This window comes from Streptomyces sp. WP-1 (assembly GCF_030450125.1).
In the GTDB taxonomy this organism is placed as follows: domain Bacteria; phylum Actinomycetota; class Actinomycetes; order Streptomycetales; family Streptomycetaceae; genus Streptomyces; species Streptomyces incarnatus.
Map to the genome: position 1 here is coordinate 1,909,597 of NZ_CP123923.1, position 17,858 is coordinate 1,927,454.

18 protein-coding genes are annotated in these 17,858 nt (G+C 71.6%); 6 read left to right on the forward strand and 12 right to left on the reverse strand.

Going from position 1 to position 17,858, the window contains the following annotated elements:
* Window positions 1-82: 82 nt before the first annotated feature.
* A complete protein-coding gene (cyc2, locus tag QHG49_RS08115) occupies window positions 83-2,245 on the reverse strand; it encodes a germacradienol/geosmin synthase Cyc2 (RefSeq protein WP_301488191.1) in 2,163 nt (720 codons plus the stop codon).
* A 133-nt stretch (window positions 2,246-2,378) separates the two neighbouring features.
* Here cyc2 and QHG49_RS08120 point away from each other — a divergent pair, with 133 nt between their 5' ends.
* Window positions 2,379-3,161, forward strand: coding sequence for an alpha/beta fold hydrolase (locus QHG49_RS08120; protein WP_301488192.1), 783 nt, complete (start codon window positions 2,379-2,381; stop codon window positions 3,159-3,161).
* Window positions 3,158-4,420 carry a cytochrome P450 gene (locus QHG49_RS08125; RefSeq protein ID WP_301488195.1) on the forward strand — a complete coding sequence of 421 codons (1,263 nt, stop codon included), beginning with the start codon at window positions 3,158-3,160 and terminating at the stop codon, window positions 4,418-4,420. The genes QHG49_RS08120 and QHG49_RS08125 overlap by 4 nt, the downstream gene beginning before the upstream one ends.
* Here QHG49_RS08125 and QHG49_RS08130 read toward each other — a convergent pair.
* The 3 genes from QHG49_RS08130 to QHG49_RS08140 form a co-directional block, all read right to left on the reverse strand.
* Window positions 4,392-5,588: a damage-control phosphatase ARMT1 family protein gene (locus tag QHG49_RS08130; protein WP_301488197.1), complete on the reverse strand. Its 1,197-nt coding sequence runs from the start codon at window positions 5,586-5,588 to the stop codon at window positions 4,392-4,394. The two genes, QHG49_RS08125 and QHG49_RS08130, sit on opposite strands and share 29 nt — an antisense overlap.
* A 22-nt stretch (window positions 5,589-5,610) precedes the next feature.
* Complete coding sequence (locus tag QHG49_RS08135; protein WP_159706043.1) at window positions 5,611-6,255, reverse strand: ScbR family autoregulator-binding transcription factor; 645 nt, start codon at window positions 6,253-6,255, stop codon at window positions 5,611-5,613.
* Window positions 6,256-6,565: 310 nt separating this feature from the next.
* A complete protein-coding gene (locus QHG49_RS08140; RefSeq protein WP_301488200.1) occupies window positions 6,566-7,216 on the reverse strand; it encodes a Tat pathway signal sequence domain protein in 651 nt (216 codons plus the stop codon).
* Between the two features lie 731 nt (window positions 7,217-7,947).
* Between QHG49_RS08140 and QHG49_RS08145 the strand changes: the two genes are divergently transcribed.
* The 3 genes from QHG49_RS08145 to QHG49_RS08155 all read left to right on the forward strand — a co-directional run bounded on the left by QHG49_RS08145 (window position 7,948) and on the right by QHG49_RS08155 (window position 9,640).
* Window positions 7,948-8,643 (forward strand): DUF6230 family protein, encoded by a 696-nt coding sequence (locus QHG49_RS08145; RefSeq protein ID WP_145486553.1) that lies wholly within the window; start codon window positions 7,948-7,950, stop codon window positions 8,641-8,643.
* A gap of 5 nt (window positions 8,644-8,648) precedes the next feature.
* On the forward strand, window positions 8,649-9,086 hold the full coding sequence (locus QHG49_RS08150; RefSeq protein ID WP_186337699.1) for a DUF6114 domain-containing protein: 438 nt from the start codon (window positions 8,649-8,651) through the stop codon (window positions 9,084-9,086).
* Window positions 9,087-9,184: 98 nt separating this feature from the next.
* Window positions 9,185-9,640 carry a tellurite resistance TerB family protein gene (locus QHG49_RS08155; protein ID WP_145486555.1) on the forward strand — a complete coding sequence of 152 codons (456 nt, stop codon included), beginning with the start codon at window positions 9,185-9,187 and terminating at the stop codon, window positions 9,638-9,640.
* 69 nt (window positions 9,641-9,709) lie between these two features.
* Here the strand turns inward: QHG49_RS08155 and QHG49_RS08160 are convergent, their stop codons facing one another.
* The 8 genes from QHG49_RS08160 to QHG49_RS08195 all read right to left on the reverse strand — a co-directional run bounded on the left by QHG49_RS08160 (window position 9,710) and on the right by QHG49_RS08195 (window position 16,598).
* Window positions 9,710-10,630, reverse strand: coding sequence for an ABC transporter substrate-binding protein (locus QHG49_RS08160; RefSeq protein WP_145486556.1), 921 nt, complete (start codon window positions 10,628-10,630; stop codon window positions 9,710-9,712).
* Window positions 10,631-10,751: 121 nt separating this feature from the next.
* Entirely contained in the window at window positions 10,752-11,420 is a 669-nt protein-coding gene (locus QHG49_RS08165; protein WP_301488205.1) for an ABC transporter permease, read from the reverse strand.
* Complete coding sequence (locus tag QHG49_RS08170) at window positions 11,417-12,070, reverse strand: ABC transporter permease (protein ID WP_301488207.1); 654 nt, start codon at window positions 12,068-12,070, stop codon at window positions 11,417-11,419. Before QHG49_RS08170 ends, QHG49_RS08165 begins: the two co-directional genes overlap by 4 nt.
* Window positions 12,067-13,179 carry an ABC transporter ATP-binding protein gene (locus QHG49_RS08175; RefSeq protein WP_167532170.1) on the reverse strand — a complete coding sequence of 371 codons (1,113 nt, stop codon included), beginning with the start codon at window positions 13,177-13,179 and terminating at the stop codon, window positions 12,067-12,069. Before QHG49_RS08175 ends, QHG49_RS08170 begins: the two co-directional genes overlap by 4 nt.
* A 131-nt stretch (window positions 13,180-13,310) precedes the next feature.
* On the reverse strand, window positions 13,311-13,718 hold the full coding sequence (gene msrB / locus QHG49_RS08180; RefSeq protein WP_145486559.1) for a peptide-methionine (R)-S-oxide reductase MsrB: 408 nt from the start codon (window positions 13,716-13,718) through the stop codon (window positions 13,311-13,313).
* A 13-nt stretch (window positions 13,719-13,731) separates the two neighbouring features.
* Window positions 13,732-15,123 (reverse strand): UDP-N-acetylmuramate--L-alanine ligase, encoded by a 1,392-nt coding sequence (gene murC, locus QHG49_RS08185; protein ID WP_301488212.1) that lies wholly within the window; start codon window positions 15,121-15,123, stop codon window positions 13,732-13,734.
* 76 nt (window positions 15,124-15,199) lie between these two features.
* Window positions 15,200-15,673, reverse strand: a complete 474-nt coding sequence (locus QHG49_RS08190) for an indole-3-glycerol phosphate synthase (protein WP_186337714.1) — start codon at window positions 15,671-15,673, stop codon at window positions 15,200-15,202.
* Window positions 15,674-15,803: 130 nt separating this feature from the next.
* Window positions 15,804-16,598: a pyrimidine reductase family protein gene (locus tag QHG49_RS08195; protein WP_159706035.1), complete on the reverse strand. Its 795-nt coding sequence runs from the start codon at window positions 16,596-16,598 to the stop codon at window positions 15,804-15,806.
* Window positions 16,599-16,635: 37 nt separating this feature from the next.
* On the opposite strand from QHG49_RS08195, the gene zapE reads away from it, so the two are divergent.
* On the forward strand, window positions 16,636-17,739 hold the full coding sequence (gene zapE / locus QHG49_RS08200; RefSeq protein WP_159706033.1) for a cell division protein ZapE: 1,104 nt from the start codon (window positions 16,636-16,638) through the stop codon (window positions 17,737-17,739).
* Window positions 17,740-17,858 lie beyond the last annotated feature (119 nt).

Genomic DNA, 17,858 nt, shown 5'->3' on the forward strand with positions numbered 1-17,858 from the left:
GCCGTCGTTGCCGCCGCCGGTGACGCCGCATACAGCCTGAGTTCGCCCGGCACCTCCGTCTTCTCCCCACCGAAACGGTGGATCAGCCCGGAGTGAGGAGCGGGCGCACGGGCGGGCGGTCGGGCAGGAAGCCGTGGGCGCGCCGGGACAGCCAGGCGTCCTTGTAACGGTCCACGCTGCGGTGCCAGTTGAGGATCCCCGCGAGCCAGTTCCGCAGGTCGTCGACGTAACCGTCCATCGCCGTGCGGGCCTGCGGGGAGAGCCCGAAGTCGTCGTACAGCACGGGCAGTTCGTGGGCGACCACGTGTTCGAACTGCCGCATGCGCTGGGTGGTCAGGTCGTGGACGACGCCGAGCGCGGTCGGGTAGTCGACGCCGAAGAAGTTCTGCACCACCAGGACGGCGTTGTGGATCTCGCCCTCGTACTCGATCTCCTTCTGGTACGAGAAGATGTCGTTGAGCAGGCAGGCGTAGTCGATGGCGGCGTTCTCCAGGGAGCGCACCGGGCCGCTGCGGTAGACCTCCGGCGGGACCGCGGGGCCCCGGCCCATCCGGCACAGGCTCAGGGTGAGGTCGGAGCCGAAGGTGGCGCGGCGCATCTCCAGGTAGTCGACCGGGTCGGGGACGCGGTTCTGGAGCTGGTTGGACAGCTCCCACACCCAGCTCTCGGTCATGGTGTCCACGGCCTGCTTGAGGGTGCGCCGCTGCCCGGTGCTCATCGGGGCGGTGGTGCGGGCCCACAGGTCACCCAGGGAGCGTTCCATGGCGTTGCCGGGCACCAGCGGGGGCTCGCCGTCGACGGGCATGCAGGCCGACAGCCGGGCGGTGGTGAGGCGGGCGGCGGCCAGGTCCCGGCGATGGCCGTACACCAGGGGGTAGTAGTCGTCGCCGTAGGTGCCGAAGGCGAGCCACTGGGCGCTGAGGTCGAGGGCCTCCGGGGTGGCGTCCGGGTCGAGTCCGGCGGAGCACAGGGCGAGGTCGTAGGCGCGCAGCTTGTCCTCGTCCCAGACGCCCTCCTGGAGGATGCCCATCCGGTCGCACCAGGCGCGCAGGTTGCGGCGGGTGGCGTCCAGGTGCGGGCTGAGCTCCAGGGCGAACGGCATGTGGAACTCGGGCAGGATCGAGGGCCCGACCTTCTGGTGGGGCACATGCGAGTAGGCGCGCAGCCGCTCGTGCGCGGCGGAGGCGAGCAGGGCGCCGATGTGCGCGGCGGAGGTGCCGGGGCCGCTCGGCAGCCGCCAGGGCGAGTCGCTGCGCGCGCCCTTGTTCATGTAGCGGCTGGAGCGCAGATGCCATTCGTGGCCGCCGCTCTGCCAGTCCTGGAGTCCCTTGGCGTAGGCGGCGATCGCGCCCGTCTCGGCCGGGGTGAGGCCGTGCTCCAGGGCGATCGCGGGCACCTCGGTGAGCGCGGTGTGCTCGAACTGGTGAAGGCGTGAGGTGAGGATGTCGTTGACGGTGTCGGCGGCCTGCTGGGTGGTGCAGCCGAAGAAGGTCTCCAGGACGAGCACGCCGTTGCTGTTCTCGCCCTCGTCCTCGACCTCGCGCTGGTAGGAGAACAGGTCGTTGCGCAGGTGGACGGCGTCGGCGAAGGTCTCCATGAGCACCCGCAGCGGCCTGGTCTCCGCGACGGCGGCGGGCACCTCGGCGGTCGCGTACTCCACGAGCCCGGCGGACCAGGGCGCCCCGCCCACCTTGCGGCGCATCTCGATGTACTCGACGGGGTTGGCGATCCGCCCCTCGTTGATGTTGGACAGCTCCCACATCGACTCGTTGAGCAGATGCTCGGTGGACACCGAGAAGCGGCGGCGCCAGTCCACCGACATCGCGGGCACCGTACGCGCCCACAGGTCCTTCAGACCCGCCTCGACGGGGTTCTCCGGCTCGGGCACGGGGGCCTGGGGGTCGATCGGCATGAACAGCGGCAGCCGGTCGAGGTGGGCCTTGCCGGCGGCGCGGTCCTGGGTCCGCTTGAACATGTCCAGGAAGTGGTCGTCGAAGAAGAACACCCACACGTACCAGTCGGTGATCAGCGAGAGGGCGGCGCCGTCGCAGTCGGGGTGGGTGTAGGCGCACAGCAGCCCGTAGTCGTGCGCGTCCAGGTCGGCCTGGTCCCAGATCCCGGAGCCCTCCAGCATGCCCATCTCGCGGGCCCACGCGGTGGAATGGGCGCGTGCCTCGTCGAGGTGCGGATTGAGCCGCGCGGGGAACGGCATGTAGAAGTGCGGGAGTTCGAACGGCTGCGTCATGGCCGGGCCCTACCCGGCACCCCGAACACCCATCCCACGCGCGGGACATGATCACACCATCGCGTGAACCGGCCCCGAGGTGGGCCCCGTCCGCGCCCTTGCCGTGCTCAGGTGCCCGGGCCACGGTAGGCGCATGAATTCCTTCGTGCTGCCCCATGAGGTGCACGGCGACGGCGCCCACCGGGTGTTCGCCGTGCACGGCTGGTTCGCCGACCGCTCCGCCTACGCGGCCGTCCTGCCGGACCTGGACCGCACCAGCTTCACGTATGTGCCGGTCGATCTGCGCGGCTACGGGGAGGCCGCGGACGCCCCGGGGCCGTATACGACGGCTCAGGCGGCCGTGGACCTGGTGGCGCTGGCCGACCGGCTGGGCTGGGCCAGGTTCTCGGTGATCGGGCACTCCATGGGCGGCGCGGTAGCCCAGCGGCTGCTCGCGCTCGCGCCCGGGCGGCTGCGCCGGGTCGTCGGCGTGTCCCCGGTGCCGGCCGCGGGGATGCCGCTCTCGGGCGAGCAGGGCGCGCTGTTCACGGACGCGGCGCACAAGGCGGGCAACCGGCGCGCGATCATCGACTTCACCACCGGCGGGCGCCGCCCGGCCGCCTGGCTGGACCGGATGGTCTGGACCTCGTTCCAGCGCAGCGACGCGAAGGCGTTCCGGGCCTGGCTGGACTCGTGGGCGGGCGAGGACTTCCACGCCGAGGTGACCGGCAGCGAGGTGCCCGCGCTGGCCGTGGCGGGCGAACTGGACCCGGCCCTGCCGCCCGAGCTGATGCGCAGGACCTGGCTGTCCTGGTACCGGCACGGCCATCTCGTCGCCCTGCCCGGGGCCGGGCACTACGCGATGGACGAGACACCGCTGGAGCTGATCCGGGTGGTGGAGGACTTCCTGCGCGCGGACGGGAGCGACGAGGCGTGAGCACAGGAACCGCCGGTCCGGTGCCGGACGTCTTCGACCCGCGCCGGTACGCCTCCGGGGTGCCGTACGACGCCTACCGCGTCCTGCGCGACGAGCATCCGGTGGCCTGGCAGGAGGAGCCCGAGGTGCTGGGCTGGCCCGCGGGTCCCGGGTTCTGGGCGGTGACCCGGCACGCGGACGTCGTGCGGGTCCTGAAGGACTCGGCCGCGTACTCCTCGCGCCTCGGCGCGACCCAGATCCGGGACCCCGACCCGGAGGATCTGCCGTTCATCCGGCGCATGATGCTCAACCAGGACCCGCCCCACCACGGGCGGTTGCGGCGGCTGGTGAGCCGGGCGTTCACCCCGGGGCGGATCGAGCGGTTCGCGGCCCTCGCCGGGGAGCGGGCGCGGACGCTGTTCGCGGCGGCACGGGAGCGGGCCGCGCTCGGGGACGGCACGGTCGACCTGGTGGCGGCCGTCACCGACGAGTACGCCCTGCTCAACCTCACCGATCTGCTGGGCGTCCCGGAGGGCGACCGCCGGCTGCTGCTGCGCTGGACGCGGCGGGTGATCGGCTACCAGGACCCGGACGAGGCCGCTCCCCGGGTCCTCGACGGCTCGGGCAAGCCGCTGAACCCGCGCTCCCCGGCGATGCTGCGGGACATGTTCGCCTACGCGCGCGAACTGGCCGCGCACAAGCGCCGGCACCCCGCCGACGACATCATGACGACCCTCGCCGCCGACCCCGAACTCACCGGGCCCGAGCTGGAGATGTTCTTCTTCCTGTTCACGGTCGCGGGCAACGACACCGTCCGCGGCGCGGCCCCGGGCGGCCTGCTGGCCCTGGCCGAGCACCCGGAGCCGTACGAGCTGCTGCGCACCGGCAAGGCCGAACTCGCCCCGGCTGTGGAGGAGTTGCTGCGCTGGCACCCGCCCGTGCTGACCTTCCGGCGCACCGCCGCGCGGGACACCGAGCTGGCGGGCCGGCGCATCGCGGCGGGCGACAAGGTCGTGGTCTTCCACGCCTCCGCCAACCGCGACGAGCGGGTCTTCGCCGAGCCCGGCCGGCTGGACCTCGCCCGCTCCCCCAACCCGCACGTCTCCTTCGGGGACGGCCCGCACGTCTGCCTGGGCGCCCACTTCGCCCGCCTGCAACTGCGGCTGCTCTACGCGGAGGCGCTGCGCGCCCTGCCGGTGCTGCGCCCCGCGGGGCCGGCCGAGCGGCTGGTGTCGAACTTCATCAACGGGCTCAAGTCGCTGCCGGTGCACCTGGGTTGACCTGGATCAGCGCGTGGGTGCCGTCCGTGCGCCAGCGCTGGCCTTCCGCCGCCACCAGCCGCTCCTCGGTGGCGGCGGCCAGCCCGGTGACCACCTCGGACTTCAGGGTGCGCAGCGCGGCCACCGGACCCGGGAAGTACGCGGTCGCCGCGGCGAACGACGCGGTCGGCGGGCGGCGCCGGTCGCCCACCAGACGGCGGTAGTTGAGGTCGCCCTTGAAGACGGTGAGGGTGGCGGCGGCGAACTCGGCACGCAGGTCGTCCGGCATCCGCTCGTACGGCAGCGGGGCGCAGCAGAAGGGGTGGGCGCGCACGGTGAGCCGCCCGTCGGCCATGGCGCAGCGGAGCAGCCGCCCGTGCTCCCCGGCCGCGCCCGGCGCCGTACGCAGCCGTTCCAGGGCGTCGAGCACATCGGCCATGATCGCGTCCGAGACGTAGTACGGGTACGGCTTCACCTGGAGCACCGCCCGCGCGATCCGGCCCCCGGCGAGGAGATGGGCGATCAGCAGCAGGTCGGGGACGAGTTCGCGCCCCGCGTTGTCCGCGACCAGGACGAGGTCGGCGGCTCCGCCGGGCGGCAGCAGCGTCCACAGCCGCTCGCTGTCGTCGGCGACCAGCGCGGGCGCTGGTTCCCGGGCCTCGGCGCCCTCGGCGGACAGCAGGAAGCCCAGGTCGGCGCGGTTGCCCCAGAGCGAGCCGTGCAGCAGGGCGCGGTCCCGCTCCGGTTCGGGCAGTTCCCGCAGGTCGTCGAGGGCGGCGAGTTCCCGGTCGGTCTCGGGCGCGGCCAGTTCCGCGCGCTTGACGGGCCGGAAGGGGTCGATGCCCCGCCAGGGGCCGGGCGCGAAGTAGCCGACGGCTTCGAGGAGCCGGCGGTAGAAGTAGCTCTCGGACCACAGCCACGGCACGTCGAACCAGGACCGCCCGGCGTACTCGGCCAGGCCCCACGCGTGCCACGCCGCCCGGTCCGGGGCGTCGGCGGGCAGGGGTTCCACGGTCCCCTCGGCGCAGCTCTTCAGCAGTTCGTCCAGCGCCCGGTGCTGCCCGGGGCCGTACGGGAGGGCGTCCCGCACCTGGCGGACGATCTCCGGGTGCCGCTCGGCCAGCACACCGTGCGGGAACGAGCCGGGTTCGTTGCCGAGAATCACGGATGCGAACGGGGTTTCGGGCATGTCCGTCACCGTACCGCGCGTCTCACGCGGTTCTGATCTCCCGCTCCAGCTGCGTGGCGAGGGTGACGTAGCGGGGGCGGCGGTGCACCGGGACCAGGCCGCGGATCATCAGGTGCCACATCTCGGCGACCCGGCGCGGCAGGCGTCCCACGGGTTCGAAGCGGCCGGCGACGCGGGTGCCGAAGAAGAAGCAGACGAGCGAGTGGGCGGCGGCCGAGACGTCCAGGTCCCCGTGCACATCGGCCTCGCGCACGGCCCCGGTGAACTTGCGGCCGGCGAACTCCAGCCACTCGGTGTAGGGGTGGCGCAGTGGCGGCCGTACCTTCACGTCGGCGGTGGCGAGGCGCAGTCCGGCGCGCGGCACCGGGTCGTCCACGGCGAGCCGGGCGATCCCGAAGGTGGTGCGCATCAGGCCCTCCAGGGAGGAGTAGCCGCGGCCGTCGAGATCGGCCACCAGACGGCGGGCCGCGCGGTTCTCCAGCTCCAGGATCGCGTGCGCCAGGTCCTCCTTGGCGGCGAAGTGGAAGTAGAGGGCACCCTTGGTGACCTTCGCGTGTGCGACGATGTCGCTCAGACTGGTGGATTCGTAGCCGTGTTGGTCGAACAGATCGGCGGCGGCCGTGATGATCGTGGCCCGGGTCTGTTCGGCGCGTAACTGCCTCGCCATGCTGGGACCCCTCCTCGCGAGACGAACGAACGGGACATGCGGTTTGTTTTTAACCCCTTGCATACGATAACTCACCGAATGACAACGGGAGCCCCCATGATCGCCACGATACGAGGCGGACGACCGGCTCCTCAACGGCGTCTCACCGGAGGGCCGAAAAAGGCCAACTGCCTTGCGCTGTAAGGCAGTACGACCCCTGCCGGCATGACCGCGCACAGCAGGGCGGCGCCGCCGCGATGCCGGAGAGCACCGCGTCGGCGCCGCCTGGGCGCTGCGTTCAGAACGGCCCGAAACGACCGCCCGGGGGACGTCAGTTGACGTAGACCGAGGACCCAGCGTCCGTCACCGGGGCGTACTTGGCGCTGAAGTACGCGGTGGAGAAGCAGAGCGAGGACCCGGAGGTCTTGGTGAACTGCTGGTTGGTGAAGGTGATGCTGTTGTCGGCGTTGGCCGTCTTCCCGGCCAGGCTCGGGCCCTGGTAGACGCAGGTGACGCTGCCCAGCAGGGTGTTCAGCTTGACCGTGGACTGGATGACGGAGCCGCTCAGGGGCGAGACCGTGAGGGTGCCGCTGGAGGAGGCCGCCGCCGTGTAGGGCAGGTTGTCGATGGTCACGCTGCCGACACCGAGGACACCGGTGACATTGCTGGTGCAGCCGCTGAAGGTCTGACCGGTGAGGGACTCGGTGGCGGTGCCCGGCGCGGTCGGGTTGGCGGTCACCTTGGCGGTGAACTGGGAGGTGCCGCACTTCACGCCGCTGGTGCCGGTCGAGCTGGAGTAGAAGGTGGCCGAGGTGCCGCTCGCCAGCGGCGCGGTGAGGGTGTCGCCGACCGCGACGGCGGTGCCGCCGGCGCTGCCCTTGGTGAGGACCGAGCCGGCCGCGGAGGCCGGACCGGCCGACACGAGGGCGAGCGCGGTGGCGGTGGCGGTGCCGGCGAGAGCGATGAGGGTACGCGTACGCATGCGGGTGCCTCTCTCATGAGGTGGGGAAACACGGACGTGGGGGGTGGGGGCGGTGCGCGGCGGTGCCGGGTGGTGCGGATGTCGCCGCCGGCGCGGGTCCGTCACGCCTTCTCCTTACGCGGCGGACCGGCGACGGCGGCGGGCCGGACACCGGCCGGTGCCCGGGGGGAATCGGCTGGGCCGGACGAACAAGGGGAATGCCGGTACGGACCCATGGGGAGCTGTCCGTGCCGTACTCGCGCGCGGTGCGGGAAGATCACCGTTCGAAGCGGCCGCCGTTCGCAGGGGCCGGCGTGCGCGGCGGCCCGAGTTCGAGACGATCGGTGACCGATGGAGCGGGTGCCGCGTAAGGGCCGGGAACGCGGCCGGTGCCCAGAGAGGGCACGGCCGCTGCCGCTCGGGGGATCCGGCGCCACGGATCCGTGGAATCTGAAGAATTTGTAACCCCGTCAACCACCGGCGTCAACCCATCGGGCCGCTCAACCCATCTGTACACAGGGGAAGTTGAGACCCTCAGCGGCCCGCACGCACCGTCGACACCCTTTTTTCACATCTCCCTTGACCCCAAAATGTAACCGGCGGTAACTTCCTCGAAAGGCTACCGCCGCGTAACGAGAAAGCCCTTGCGCCCGCCGGGAGTGCGAGGAGGCGTCCGCGGCGGCCGCTGTCCGCGCCAGGACATCGCGCCACTGAAGCCCAACCCGCGTTGATCCATGCCCATGGGAGCAGACATGGCCTCGTCCCCGGACCTCTCGTCCACCGGCAACACCCCCGAGAACCCGGAAAGCGGTTCACCGTCCGAAGCACCGAGCAGCACCGCGGCCCCCGCGACCGGGAGACGGGGCCGCGTCCGGGCCCGTCGCGCCGCGGTGATGGCGGTGCCCGCCACCCTCGTCGCCGCCGGCCTCGCGGTCCTCACCGCGCAGGGCGCGCTGGGCGTGCAGTTCGCCATCTCCGGCATGCCGTTCACGGTCACCGCGAGCCAGCTGGACGGCACCGGATTCGAACAGTTCGGCGGCCTGGACAACATGGCCGACGGCAGCCCCAACGCCGGTGACACCGGCGGCCAGGAGCTCATCGTCACCTCGGCGATCAAGAAGGCGACCCTCACCAAGCTGTGCCAGAGCGTCGACCTCGGCGGCACCAACCTGCTGATCACCGCGGGCAGCGGCGCCACCAAGGTCAGCGCGTCCGACCTGACCACCGACTCCACCGCGATGTCGGGTGACGCGTCGTTCAACCACATCGAGATCGGCAACGACGCGAGCACGCTGACCGAGGCCAACGCGAAGGGCCCGATCGGCGTCTTCAGCCAGCAGGCCGACAGCGTGCACATCGACCACCTGCGGCAGACCAACTACGCGACCACGGCAGGAGTGTTCAAGCTGCCGGGTCTCAAGCTGCGCTTCAGCGACTCAGGTTGCTGAGCGCCGTGGCCGACCGTTCCCGGCCGGGTGCCGGGCGCTCCTTCCGGTCCTGGCGGGCCCGCCGGCCGTTCTGGGGCGGGCTGCTGCTCGCCCTGGGCGGCGGCGAGATCCTGCTGACCGAGAAGGCGTCGCTGAAGGTCGTGATGCACATCGGCATGCAGGGGCTGGCCGGTTATCTGCTGCCGGGCCTGATGGCGCTGCTGGGTCTGCTGATCCTCTTCAACCCCGCGCAGCGGCTCTTCTACTCCATCGTCGGGGTGCTGGTGTCGCTGGGCACCTGGGTCACGTCCAATCTGGGCGGCTTCTTCATCGGCCTGCTGCTCGGTGTCGCCGGCAGCTGCCTCGCCTTCGGCTGGCTGCCCGACCAGGAGCCCCGGGTGGGCCGCCGCGGGCGCCGCCGGGCACGGGCCCTCGCCGAGGAGGCCGGGACGAGCGCGGTATGACGTCCCGGAACTTTCCGGCCCCACCGTCAGTTTCTACGGTGTTGTAGAAGTTGCCGGTGGGTGCCGCGGGGCACCTGCCGTTGATATGAGGAGCGAGCATGGCCCTGTGGGACCGCGTCAAGGAATCCGCGTCGCAGATGCAGAACCAGCTGGTGGCGAAGAAGAACGACCTGAAGAGCGGCGCCTTCCGGGACGCGAGCATGGCCATGTGCGCCCTCGTGGCCGCGGCGGACGGCACCGTCGACCCCTCCGAGCGCCAGCGCGTCGCTCAGCTCATCGCCACCAATGAGGTGCTCCAGAACTTCCCTGCGGACGACCTGCGCCGCCGCTTCGACGAGAACCTGAACAAGCTCACCACCGACTTCGCCTTCGGCAAGGTGAGCATCCTCCAGGAGATCGCCAAGGCCAAGAAGAAGCCCGCCGAGGCCCGCGCCGTGATCCAGATCGGCATCGTCATCGGCGGCGCCGACGGCGACTTCGACAAGACCGAACAGGCCGTCGTCCGCGAGGCCTGCTTCACCCTGGAACTGCCGCCGCACGAGTTCGACCTCTGACCGACGGCACAAGGGCGGGGCGCGGCCGGGAATTCCCGGCCGCGCCCCGCCCTTCGCGTCGCACGTGCCTCAGTCGAGCCCCGCCGACTTCAGCCACGCCTTCGCCACGTCCAGCGGGTCCTTGTGCTGGAGCTGGACCTGGGTGTCCAGGTTCAGCAGGGTCGCGGTGTCGAGCTTGGCGGAGACCGCGTTCAGGGCGGCGACGCCCTTCTTGGGGAGGGCCGTCCTGGAGACGACGGGCTGGATGTTCTGGAAGCCGAAGAGGTTCTGGGGGTCCTTGAGGACGACGAACTTCTCCTTGGCGATGGTGGGGTCGGTGCTGAAGATGTCGGCGACCTGGACATCGTTCTTCTTCAGCGCCGTCTGGGTGAGCGTGCCGCCCGCGTCCAGGGCCTTGAAGGACTTGAAGTCGAGGCCGTAGACGGACTTCAGGCCCGCCAGGCCCTGCTGCCGGGTCTGGAACTCCGGCGAGCCCCCGATCACCAGGTCCTTGGCGACGGCCTTCAGATCGGCGGCGCTGGAGTCCGTGGTGAGGTGGTACTTCCGCGCCGTCTCGGCGTTGACCGCGAGGCTGTCCTTGTCCTGCGCCGACGAGGGGTCCAGCAGGGTCAGCTTGGAGGCGAGCTTGGCCTTGATGGCCGCCGTGGTCTCCTCGGCGCTCTTCGGCGTCGCCTTGGGGTCGAGGTAGGCCAGCAGCGCCCCGTTGTACTCGGGCAGGACGGCGACGGAGCCGTTCTTCAGCAGCCCGTAGGTGGTCTCACGGCTGCCGATGTTCGGCTTGTACGTGACGTCGATCCCCTTGGCCTTGAGCGCCTCGCCGTAGATGTCGGCGAGCAGGTTGCTCTCGGGGAAGTTGTTGGAGCCGACGACCACGCCGCCGGACTTGGCGGAACAGCCCGCGAGCAGGGCCGTCGCCATCGCGAGCGCGACCGCCGCCGCCGCGCCCCGGTTCCTCCGTATGGACCTGCTGATCTGGCTTGTTGAAGTCACTACCTGATCCAATCCACGGGCTCGGCGCCGAGTCAACGGCGCGCCCGGCTCTTGTAACGCATTCTTGATGAAGGGGAACGAACTCGATGAAGGGGGACGAGGGGGAACTGCGGACGGCCGGTCAGGTGCTCCTGCGCACACCGCGGGACACGGTGACCCGGGCGGCCGCCCAGAACAGCAGGAGGGTCACCAGGGCGAGCCCGGCGACCAGGGCGGCGCCGCCCACGACCTTCTCGTAGTCCCGCTGGTAGAGGCCGTCGATGATGTACCGGCCGAGCCCGCCGAGACCGACGTACGCCGCGATGGTGGCGGTGGAGATGATCTGCACGGCCGCCGCGCGCAGCCCGGAGAGGATCAGCGGCAGCGCGACCGGCACCTCGACCCGGAACAGCACCCGCCCCTCGGACATCCCCATGCCCCGGGCGGCGTCCACCGGGGACGGGTCGACGGTCGCCACCGCCTCGTAGGTGGTGACCAGGATCGGCGGTACGGCGAGCACCACCAGCGGGATCATCACCGGCACCAGGCCGAGCCCGATCCACAGGACCATCAGCACCAGCAGCCCGAAGCTGGGCAGCGCCCGCCCGGCGGTGGCGATCAGCGCGAGCGCGTTGCCGCCCCGGCCGTAGTGCCCGGTGACCAGGCCGACGGGCAGCCCGATCACGGCGGCGATCAGCAGCGCCTCCAGCGAGTAGGTGACGTGCTCGGCGAGCCGGGCCGGTATGCCGTCGTAGCCGTGCCAGTGGGCGCCGTCGCCGAAGAAGGCGTGGACGAGGTGCAGTACGTTCACCGGGCGGTGCCCTTCCTCGGCATCCAGGGGGTCAGCAGTCGGCGCACGAGGACCAGCAGGGCATCGGCCAGGACGCCCAGCACCGCCGTGGTCAGTACCGAGTTAACGGCGAGGGCGGGCCGGTGGTAGGTGTTGGCGTCGTAGAGCATGTTGCCCAGGGCGCCCTGGTTGCCGATGAGCATGCCGACGCTGACCAGGGACAGGCTGGAGATGACCGCCACCCGCAGCCCGGCGATGATCGCCGGTGCGGCGATGGGGAGTTGGACCTGGAGATAGCGGCGCAGCGGGCCGAAGCCCATCGCCTCGGCGGCGGCCAGTGTCTCCTGGGGCACCGAGCGGACGCCGTCCACGATGCCGGGGACCAGCACCACCAGGCTGTAGACCGCGAGCGGGATCATCACCGTGGTCTCGCTCTGCCCGAAGTAGTCGATGAGGACGACGAAGAAGGCGAGCGAGGGGATGGAGTAGAGCACGGTGGTGAGGCCGAGCACGGGCGGGTAGACCCAGCGGAAGCGTGCGCACAGCTGGGCGATGGGCAGCGCGACGAGCAGCCCGGCCAGGACCGGGATCAGCGCCTCGCGCAGATGCAGTCCGACGAGGCCGAGGTAGGTGTACTGGAGGTCGCTCGGCAGATCGAAGAAACCGTTCATGAGGCGGCCTTCACCTCGGCCCCCGCCCGGCCGTGCGCGGCGCGGATCGCCTCCCCGATGGCCTGCTGCGACACGACGCCCACGGCGCGCCCCTCGCCGTCCACCGCGACCGCCCAGCCGGTCGGCGACAGCACGGCCCCGTCCAGGGCGGTGCGCAGCGAGTCGGTGCCGGCCCTGAACGGCCGCCCGTGGTCCAGGAGCCGGTCCCGGTCGAGGGGCGCGCCGGGCTCGGCCCAGCCGAGCGGCCGGCCGTCGGCGTCGGTGACCAGGAGGTAGGGCGCGTCGGCGGCGGTGGCGAGCCGTGCGGCGTCCGCGTCGAGCGGGACGAGCGGCGCGGTCGCGAGCTCCAGTGCGTCGGAGGGGAAGAAGGACAGCCGCCGGATGCCCCGGTCGGCGCCGAGGAAGTCCTCCACGAAGGCGTCGGCGGGCGCGCTGAGCATCTCGGCCGGCGGGGCGAACTGGGCCAGCCGGCCGCCCTCGCGCAGCACGGCGACCATGGTGCCCAGCTTGATCGCCTCGTCGATGTCGTGCGTGACGAAGACGATCGTCTTGCCCAACTCGTCCTGGATCCGCAGCAGTTCGTCCTGGAGTCCCTTGCGGACCACGGGGTCGACGGCGGAGAACGGCTCGTCCATCAGCAGCACCGGCGGATCGGCGGCGAGCGCGCGGGCCACGCCGACGCGCTGCTGCTGGCCGCCGGAGAGCTGGTACGGGTACCGCTTGGCCAGCGAGGTGTCGAGGCCGACCCGCTCCATCAGCTCCGCGGCCCGCTCGCGCGCCTTCTGCTTGCTCCAGCCGAGCAGCCGGGGCACGGTGGCGATGTTGTCGAGGATGGTGCGGTGCTGGAAGAGCCCCGCGTTCTGGATGACGTAACCCATGGAGCGGCGCAGGGAGTTCACCGGCTGCCGCCGGATGTCCGCGCCGTCCAGGAGGATGCTGCCCTCGGTGGGCTCCACCATCCGGTTGATCATCCGCAGGGTCGTCGTCTTGCCGCAGCCGGAGGGCCCGACGAGGACGGTGATCGCCTGGTCCGGTATCTCCAGCGACAGCCGGTCGACCGCGACCGTGCCGTCGTCGTACCGCTTCGTGACTGCATCTATCCGTATCAAAACGCCGGGCACCCTTCGGGTCTGACAGCTCTCCGCCCGCCCGCGGCCACGGCACGGCCGACGACGCGCGGGCCGTTGCCGCGAAAGTCTAGACGGCGACGGCCCGCTCCATCCGGCCCGTCCGAGGCGGGTCAGCCCTCCTCGGGCGCCAGCCTCAGCGAGATCGAGTTGATGCAGTACCGCTGGTCGGTGGGGGTCGGATACCCCTCCCCCGCGAAGACATGCCCGAGGTGGGAGCCGCAGCGGGCGCAGCGCACCTCGGTGCGGACCATCCCGTGGGAGCGGTCCTCGATCAGCTCAACGGCGTCGGTGTCCTTCGGGTCGAAGAAGGACGGCCAGCCGCAGTGCGAGGCGAACTTGGTCTTTGAGGTGAACAGTTCGGCCCCGCAGGCACGGCAGGAGTAGACGCCCTTGGCCGTGGTGTCCGTGTACTCACCGGTGAAGGCGGGCTCGGTCCCGGCCTGGCGCAGCACCGCGTACTCGCTCGGACTCAGCTCCGCGCGCCACTGCTCGTCCGGCTTCTCGATGTCGTACGACATGGGTCTCAGCCCCTTACTGCTGCGACAGGCGGTCCAGGATCAGCGGGCCCAGGTCGGTCACATCGCCCGCGCCCATGGTGAGAACGAGATCACCGGGCCCGGCCATTCCCGCGATCACGGCCGGGATCTCCGTCTTGTCGTGCACCGCGGTGACCTCGGCGTTCGCGGCCCGCGCGGAGTCGATGACCAACTCGCTGGTGATGCCCGGGATCGGGTCCTCGCGGGCCGGGTAGATGTCCAGGACCACCGAGGCGTCGGCGAGCGCGAGGGCCTGGCCCATCTCCTTGCCCAGTTCCTGGGTGCGGGAGAACAGGTGCGGCTGGAAGACGACGAGGATCCGGGCGTCCCCGGCGGCGGCCCGCATGGCCTCCAGGTCCGCGGTCATCTCGGTGGGGTGGTGGGCGTAGGAGTCGATCACCTGCACCCCGGCGGCCTCGCCCTTGAGCTGGAGGCGCCGCTTGACCCCGGTGTAGGCGGCGATGGCGGGCGCCAGCTCGGCGGCCGGGATGCCGAGCGCGGCACCGGCGGCCAGCGCGGCGACGGCGTTGAGCGCGTAGTGCCGGCCGGGCACGGAGACCGCGAAGGTCAGTTCCGCACCGTCGATCACGGCGGTGACCAGGCTCTTCAGGCCCTGCGGGACGATCGAGGTGACCCGGACGTCGGCGTCCGCGGCCTCGCCGTACGTCACCGTCCGCACCGATCCGGCCAGGCGCCGGGTCAGCTCGCGGGCGCCCTCGTGGTCGGCGGAGATCACCAGGGTGCCGCCGGGCACGATCCTCCCGGCGAAGGTCTCGAAGGACTCGTAGATCTCGTCCATCGAGGCGTAGTTGGCGTGGTGGTCCAGCTCGACGTTGAGGACGATGGCGACCTCGGGGGCGTACTTGTGGAAGCTGCGGTCCGATTCGTCCGCCTCGGCCACGAAGATGTCGCCCGCGCCGTGCAGCGCGTTGGAGCCGGGCGCGTCCAGGTCGCCGCCGATGGCGTACGACGGCTTCAGGCCCAGCTCGCCGAGCGAGACGGCCAGCATCGAGGTGGTGGTCGTCTTGCCGTGCGTGCCGGCCACGGCGATCGGGCGCAGCCCGTCCATCAGCGCGGCCAGCGCGTCCGAGCGGTGCACGACCGGGATGCCCAGTTCGGCGGCGCGGGCCAGCTCCGGGTTGTCCGCGCGGATCGCCGAGGAGACGACGACACAGCTGGCGTCGTCGGCGAGGTGCCCGGCCGCGTGCCCGAGGTGCACGGTGACCCCCAGCTCCCGCAGCGCCCGCGCGGTCGCCGAGTCCTTGGCGTCGCTGCCGGCGACCTCGGCCCCGCGCTGCGCGAGGATCTTCGCGATCCCCGACATCCCGGCGCCGCCGATGCCGATGAAGTGCGGTCGGTCCATGGCGGCAGGAAGGCCGGGTGCCATGCGTTTCTCCCCAGAGACGGTACGAGCTGAAGCGGGGCCTAGCCTATGCGCTCGGCCCCCGCCTTCGGTGAAGCCCCTACGCCTTGCTGTGCGAAAACAGCTTCAGCACCGGCACCCCGACCCTGTGCCGGGCCCGCGAGGCCCAGTCCCGGTGGAAGAACTCCTCCACGTAGTGCGGGTCGGTGAGCACGATCACCTCGTCCGCGCCCACCTCCGCCACCATCGCCTTCAGGGCGTCCAGCGGATGGTCCTCGACCAGCCGCCCGTCGGCCGCGCTGCCGGAGGCCCGCAAGGCGGCGACGGAGACGTCCAGGGCCTGCCGGCCGACGCTGCGCGCGTCCTCCCCCTCCGGGGTCTCGTGCTCGCGCACCGCCTCGTCCAGTTCGCCGAGCGCGATGTCGTCGATGGCCCGCAGCAGGCGGTCCGCCTGGTCGCCGCGCGGCTGGAGGAGCACATGGAAGGCGACCGGCTCGTCGCCGTGCAAGGTGGTGACGAACTCGACGTCCGCGGACGTCATTGCCTTCTCGATCATCAGTACGCTCGTGAACACCAAACGCCTCTTCTCCTCCGTGGGCCGTGGCCGGACCCCTGCGGAAACCATTTTCCCCCGCGCCTGCACGGGTACTGCGGGTCTAAGTGTGCCCGCCGAAGACCAAACGGAACGGCAGATTCCGCTGATTTCAGGGCCTGCGGTAGCGACCGAACAGAAATCCGTCCTCCGCCAGGAGGGACACGAGTTCGAATCGGCGCGGCACGGCGACCGACGGCCCCCCGGCGACGCGCTGCGCGGCCCCCGCGGTGAGCGTCGGCGAGAGGGTCAGGCACAGCTCGTCCAGCACCTCGGCGGCGATCAGCTGGCCGAGCAGCCGGGGCCCGCCCTCGGTGAGCAGCCGGTGGTGGCCGAGCCCGGCGAGGGCGCGTACGGCGCGCTCGGGGTCGACGCCCATGCCCTCACCGGCGACGACGACCCGGGCGCCGGCCTTCTCGGCGGCGGCGACCTTCTCGGGCGCGGCCGCGGCGCCGGTCAGGATCAGCGTGGGCACCAGGGGCGCGGTGAACAGCGGCAGCGAGAAGTCCAGGTCCAGGCTCGCGGTGACGACCGCGATCGCCGGTGCGGGGCCCTGGCCGGCCGCCTCGCGCGCCGCGGCGAACTCCGCCCGCGCGCGGGCCGGGCGGTACCCCTCCTGCCGTACCGTTTCCGCACCGACGACCACGACATCCGCGAGCGCCCGCAGGGTGCCGAAGATCCGCATGTCGGTGGCGCTGGAGAGGGGCTGGGAGCGGCCGTCGTGCTGGGCGGCGCCGTCGAGCGAGGACACCATGTTGCCGCGCAGCCAGGGCCGCTCCGCCGGGTACGCGTAGGCGGCGGCCAGCTCGGCGAGGCTCCACTCGTGGTCGGCGCCCGCCGCGCCCCTTTCGCCCCCATCGGAGGCCTGGGCTGGTGTTTCGTCGGTCACAGGGAACAGGCGTCGCATGTCGTGCAGTGTGACACGGCGCTTAGCATGGGTGACCGTGTCGTCCTCCACCACCGCCCCCGGATCCAGCGCCCTGACCGAAGCGGGCCCCCTCTCCCTCTGCGAGCGCGAGCCGCACGTCCCCGCGGAGCGCCTGGTCGCCGAGATGGTGCCGCCACCGCGCTTCGACTCGGTGCGCTTCTCGACGTACATACCGGACCCGAACCAGCCGAGCCAGACCGAGGCCGTCACGGTCCTTGAGGGCTTCGCGGCCGGGCTCGGCGGGGCGCACGCCTCCGGCGCGGGCCGGCGCGGCTTCCTCGGCTTCGGCCGGTCCAAGGCGCCCAAGGCCCCGGCGGGCCCCCGCGGTGTCTACCTCGACGGCGGCTACGGCGTCGGCAAGACCCATCTGCTCGCCTCCCTGTGGCACGCCACCCCCGCCGAGCCCTCCCGCAAGGCGTTCGGCACCTTCGTGGAGCTGACCAACCTGGTCGGCGCCCTCGGCTTCCAGCAGACCGTGCGCACCCTGTCCGAACACCGGCTGCTGTGCATCGACGAGTTCGAGCTGGACGACCCGGGCGACACGGTGCTCGTCTCCACGCTGCTCGGCAAGCTGGTCGAGGCCGGTGTCGCGCTCGCCGCCACCTCCAACACGCTGCCCGGCAAGCTGGGCGAGGGCCGGTTCGCGGCCGCCGACTTCCTGCGTGAGATCCAGGGCCTGTCCGCCCACTTCCGCGCCCTGCGCATCGACGGCGAGGACTACCGCCACCGGGGCCTGCCCGAGGCGCCGGCGCCGTTCACCGACGAGCAGGTGACCAGGGCGGCGTACGCCACCGAGGGCGCCTCCCTCGACGACTTCCCGCATCTGCTGGACCACCTGGCCAAGGTGCACCCGAGCCGGTACGGGGCGCTGACCGACGGCCTGAAGGCGGTCTGCCTCACCGATGTGCGCCCGGTGCCGGACCAGTCGACGGCGCTGCGCCTGGTGGTGCTCGCGGACCGGCTCTACGACCGCGAGGTCCCGGTGCTGGCGTCCGGACTGCCGTTCGACCAGCTGTTCAGCGAGGAGATGCTGAACGGCGGCTACCGCAAGAAGTACTTCCGTGCGATCTCCCGTCTCACGGCGCTCGCCCGGGACGCGAAGGGGCTTGTCCGTCCCTGATCAGAGGGCCGGCATCCCCCTATAGGGTGAATTGCCCCCCACCGGGGGCTTTGCCGCGCTAATGTCTTTCTTGACCTTCCGTTGACCAATGGTTGGCTCGCACGAGAGGCATGGACCCC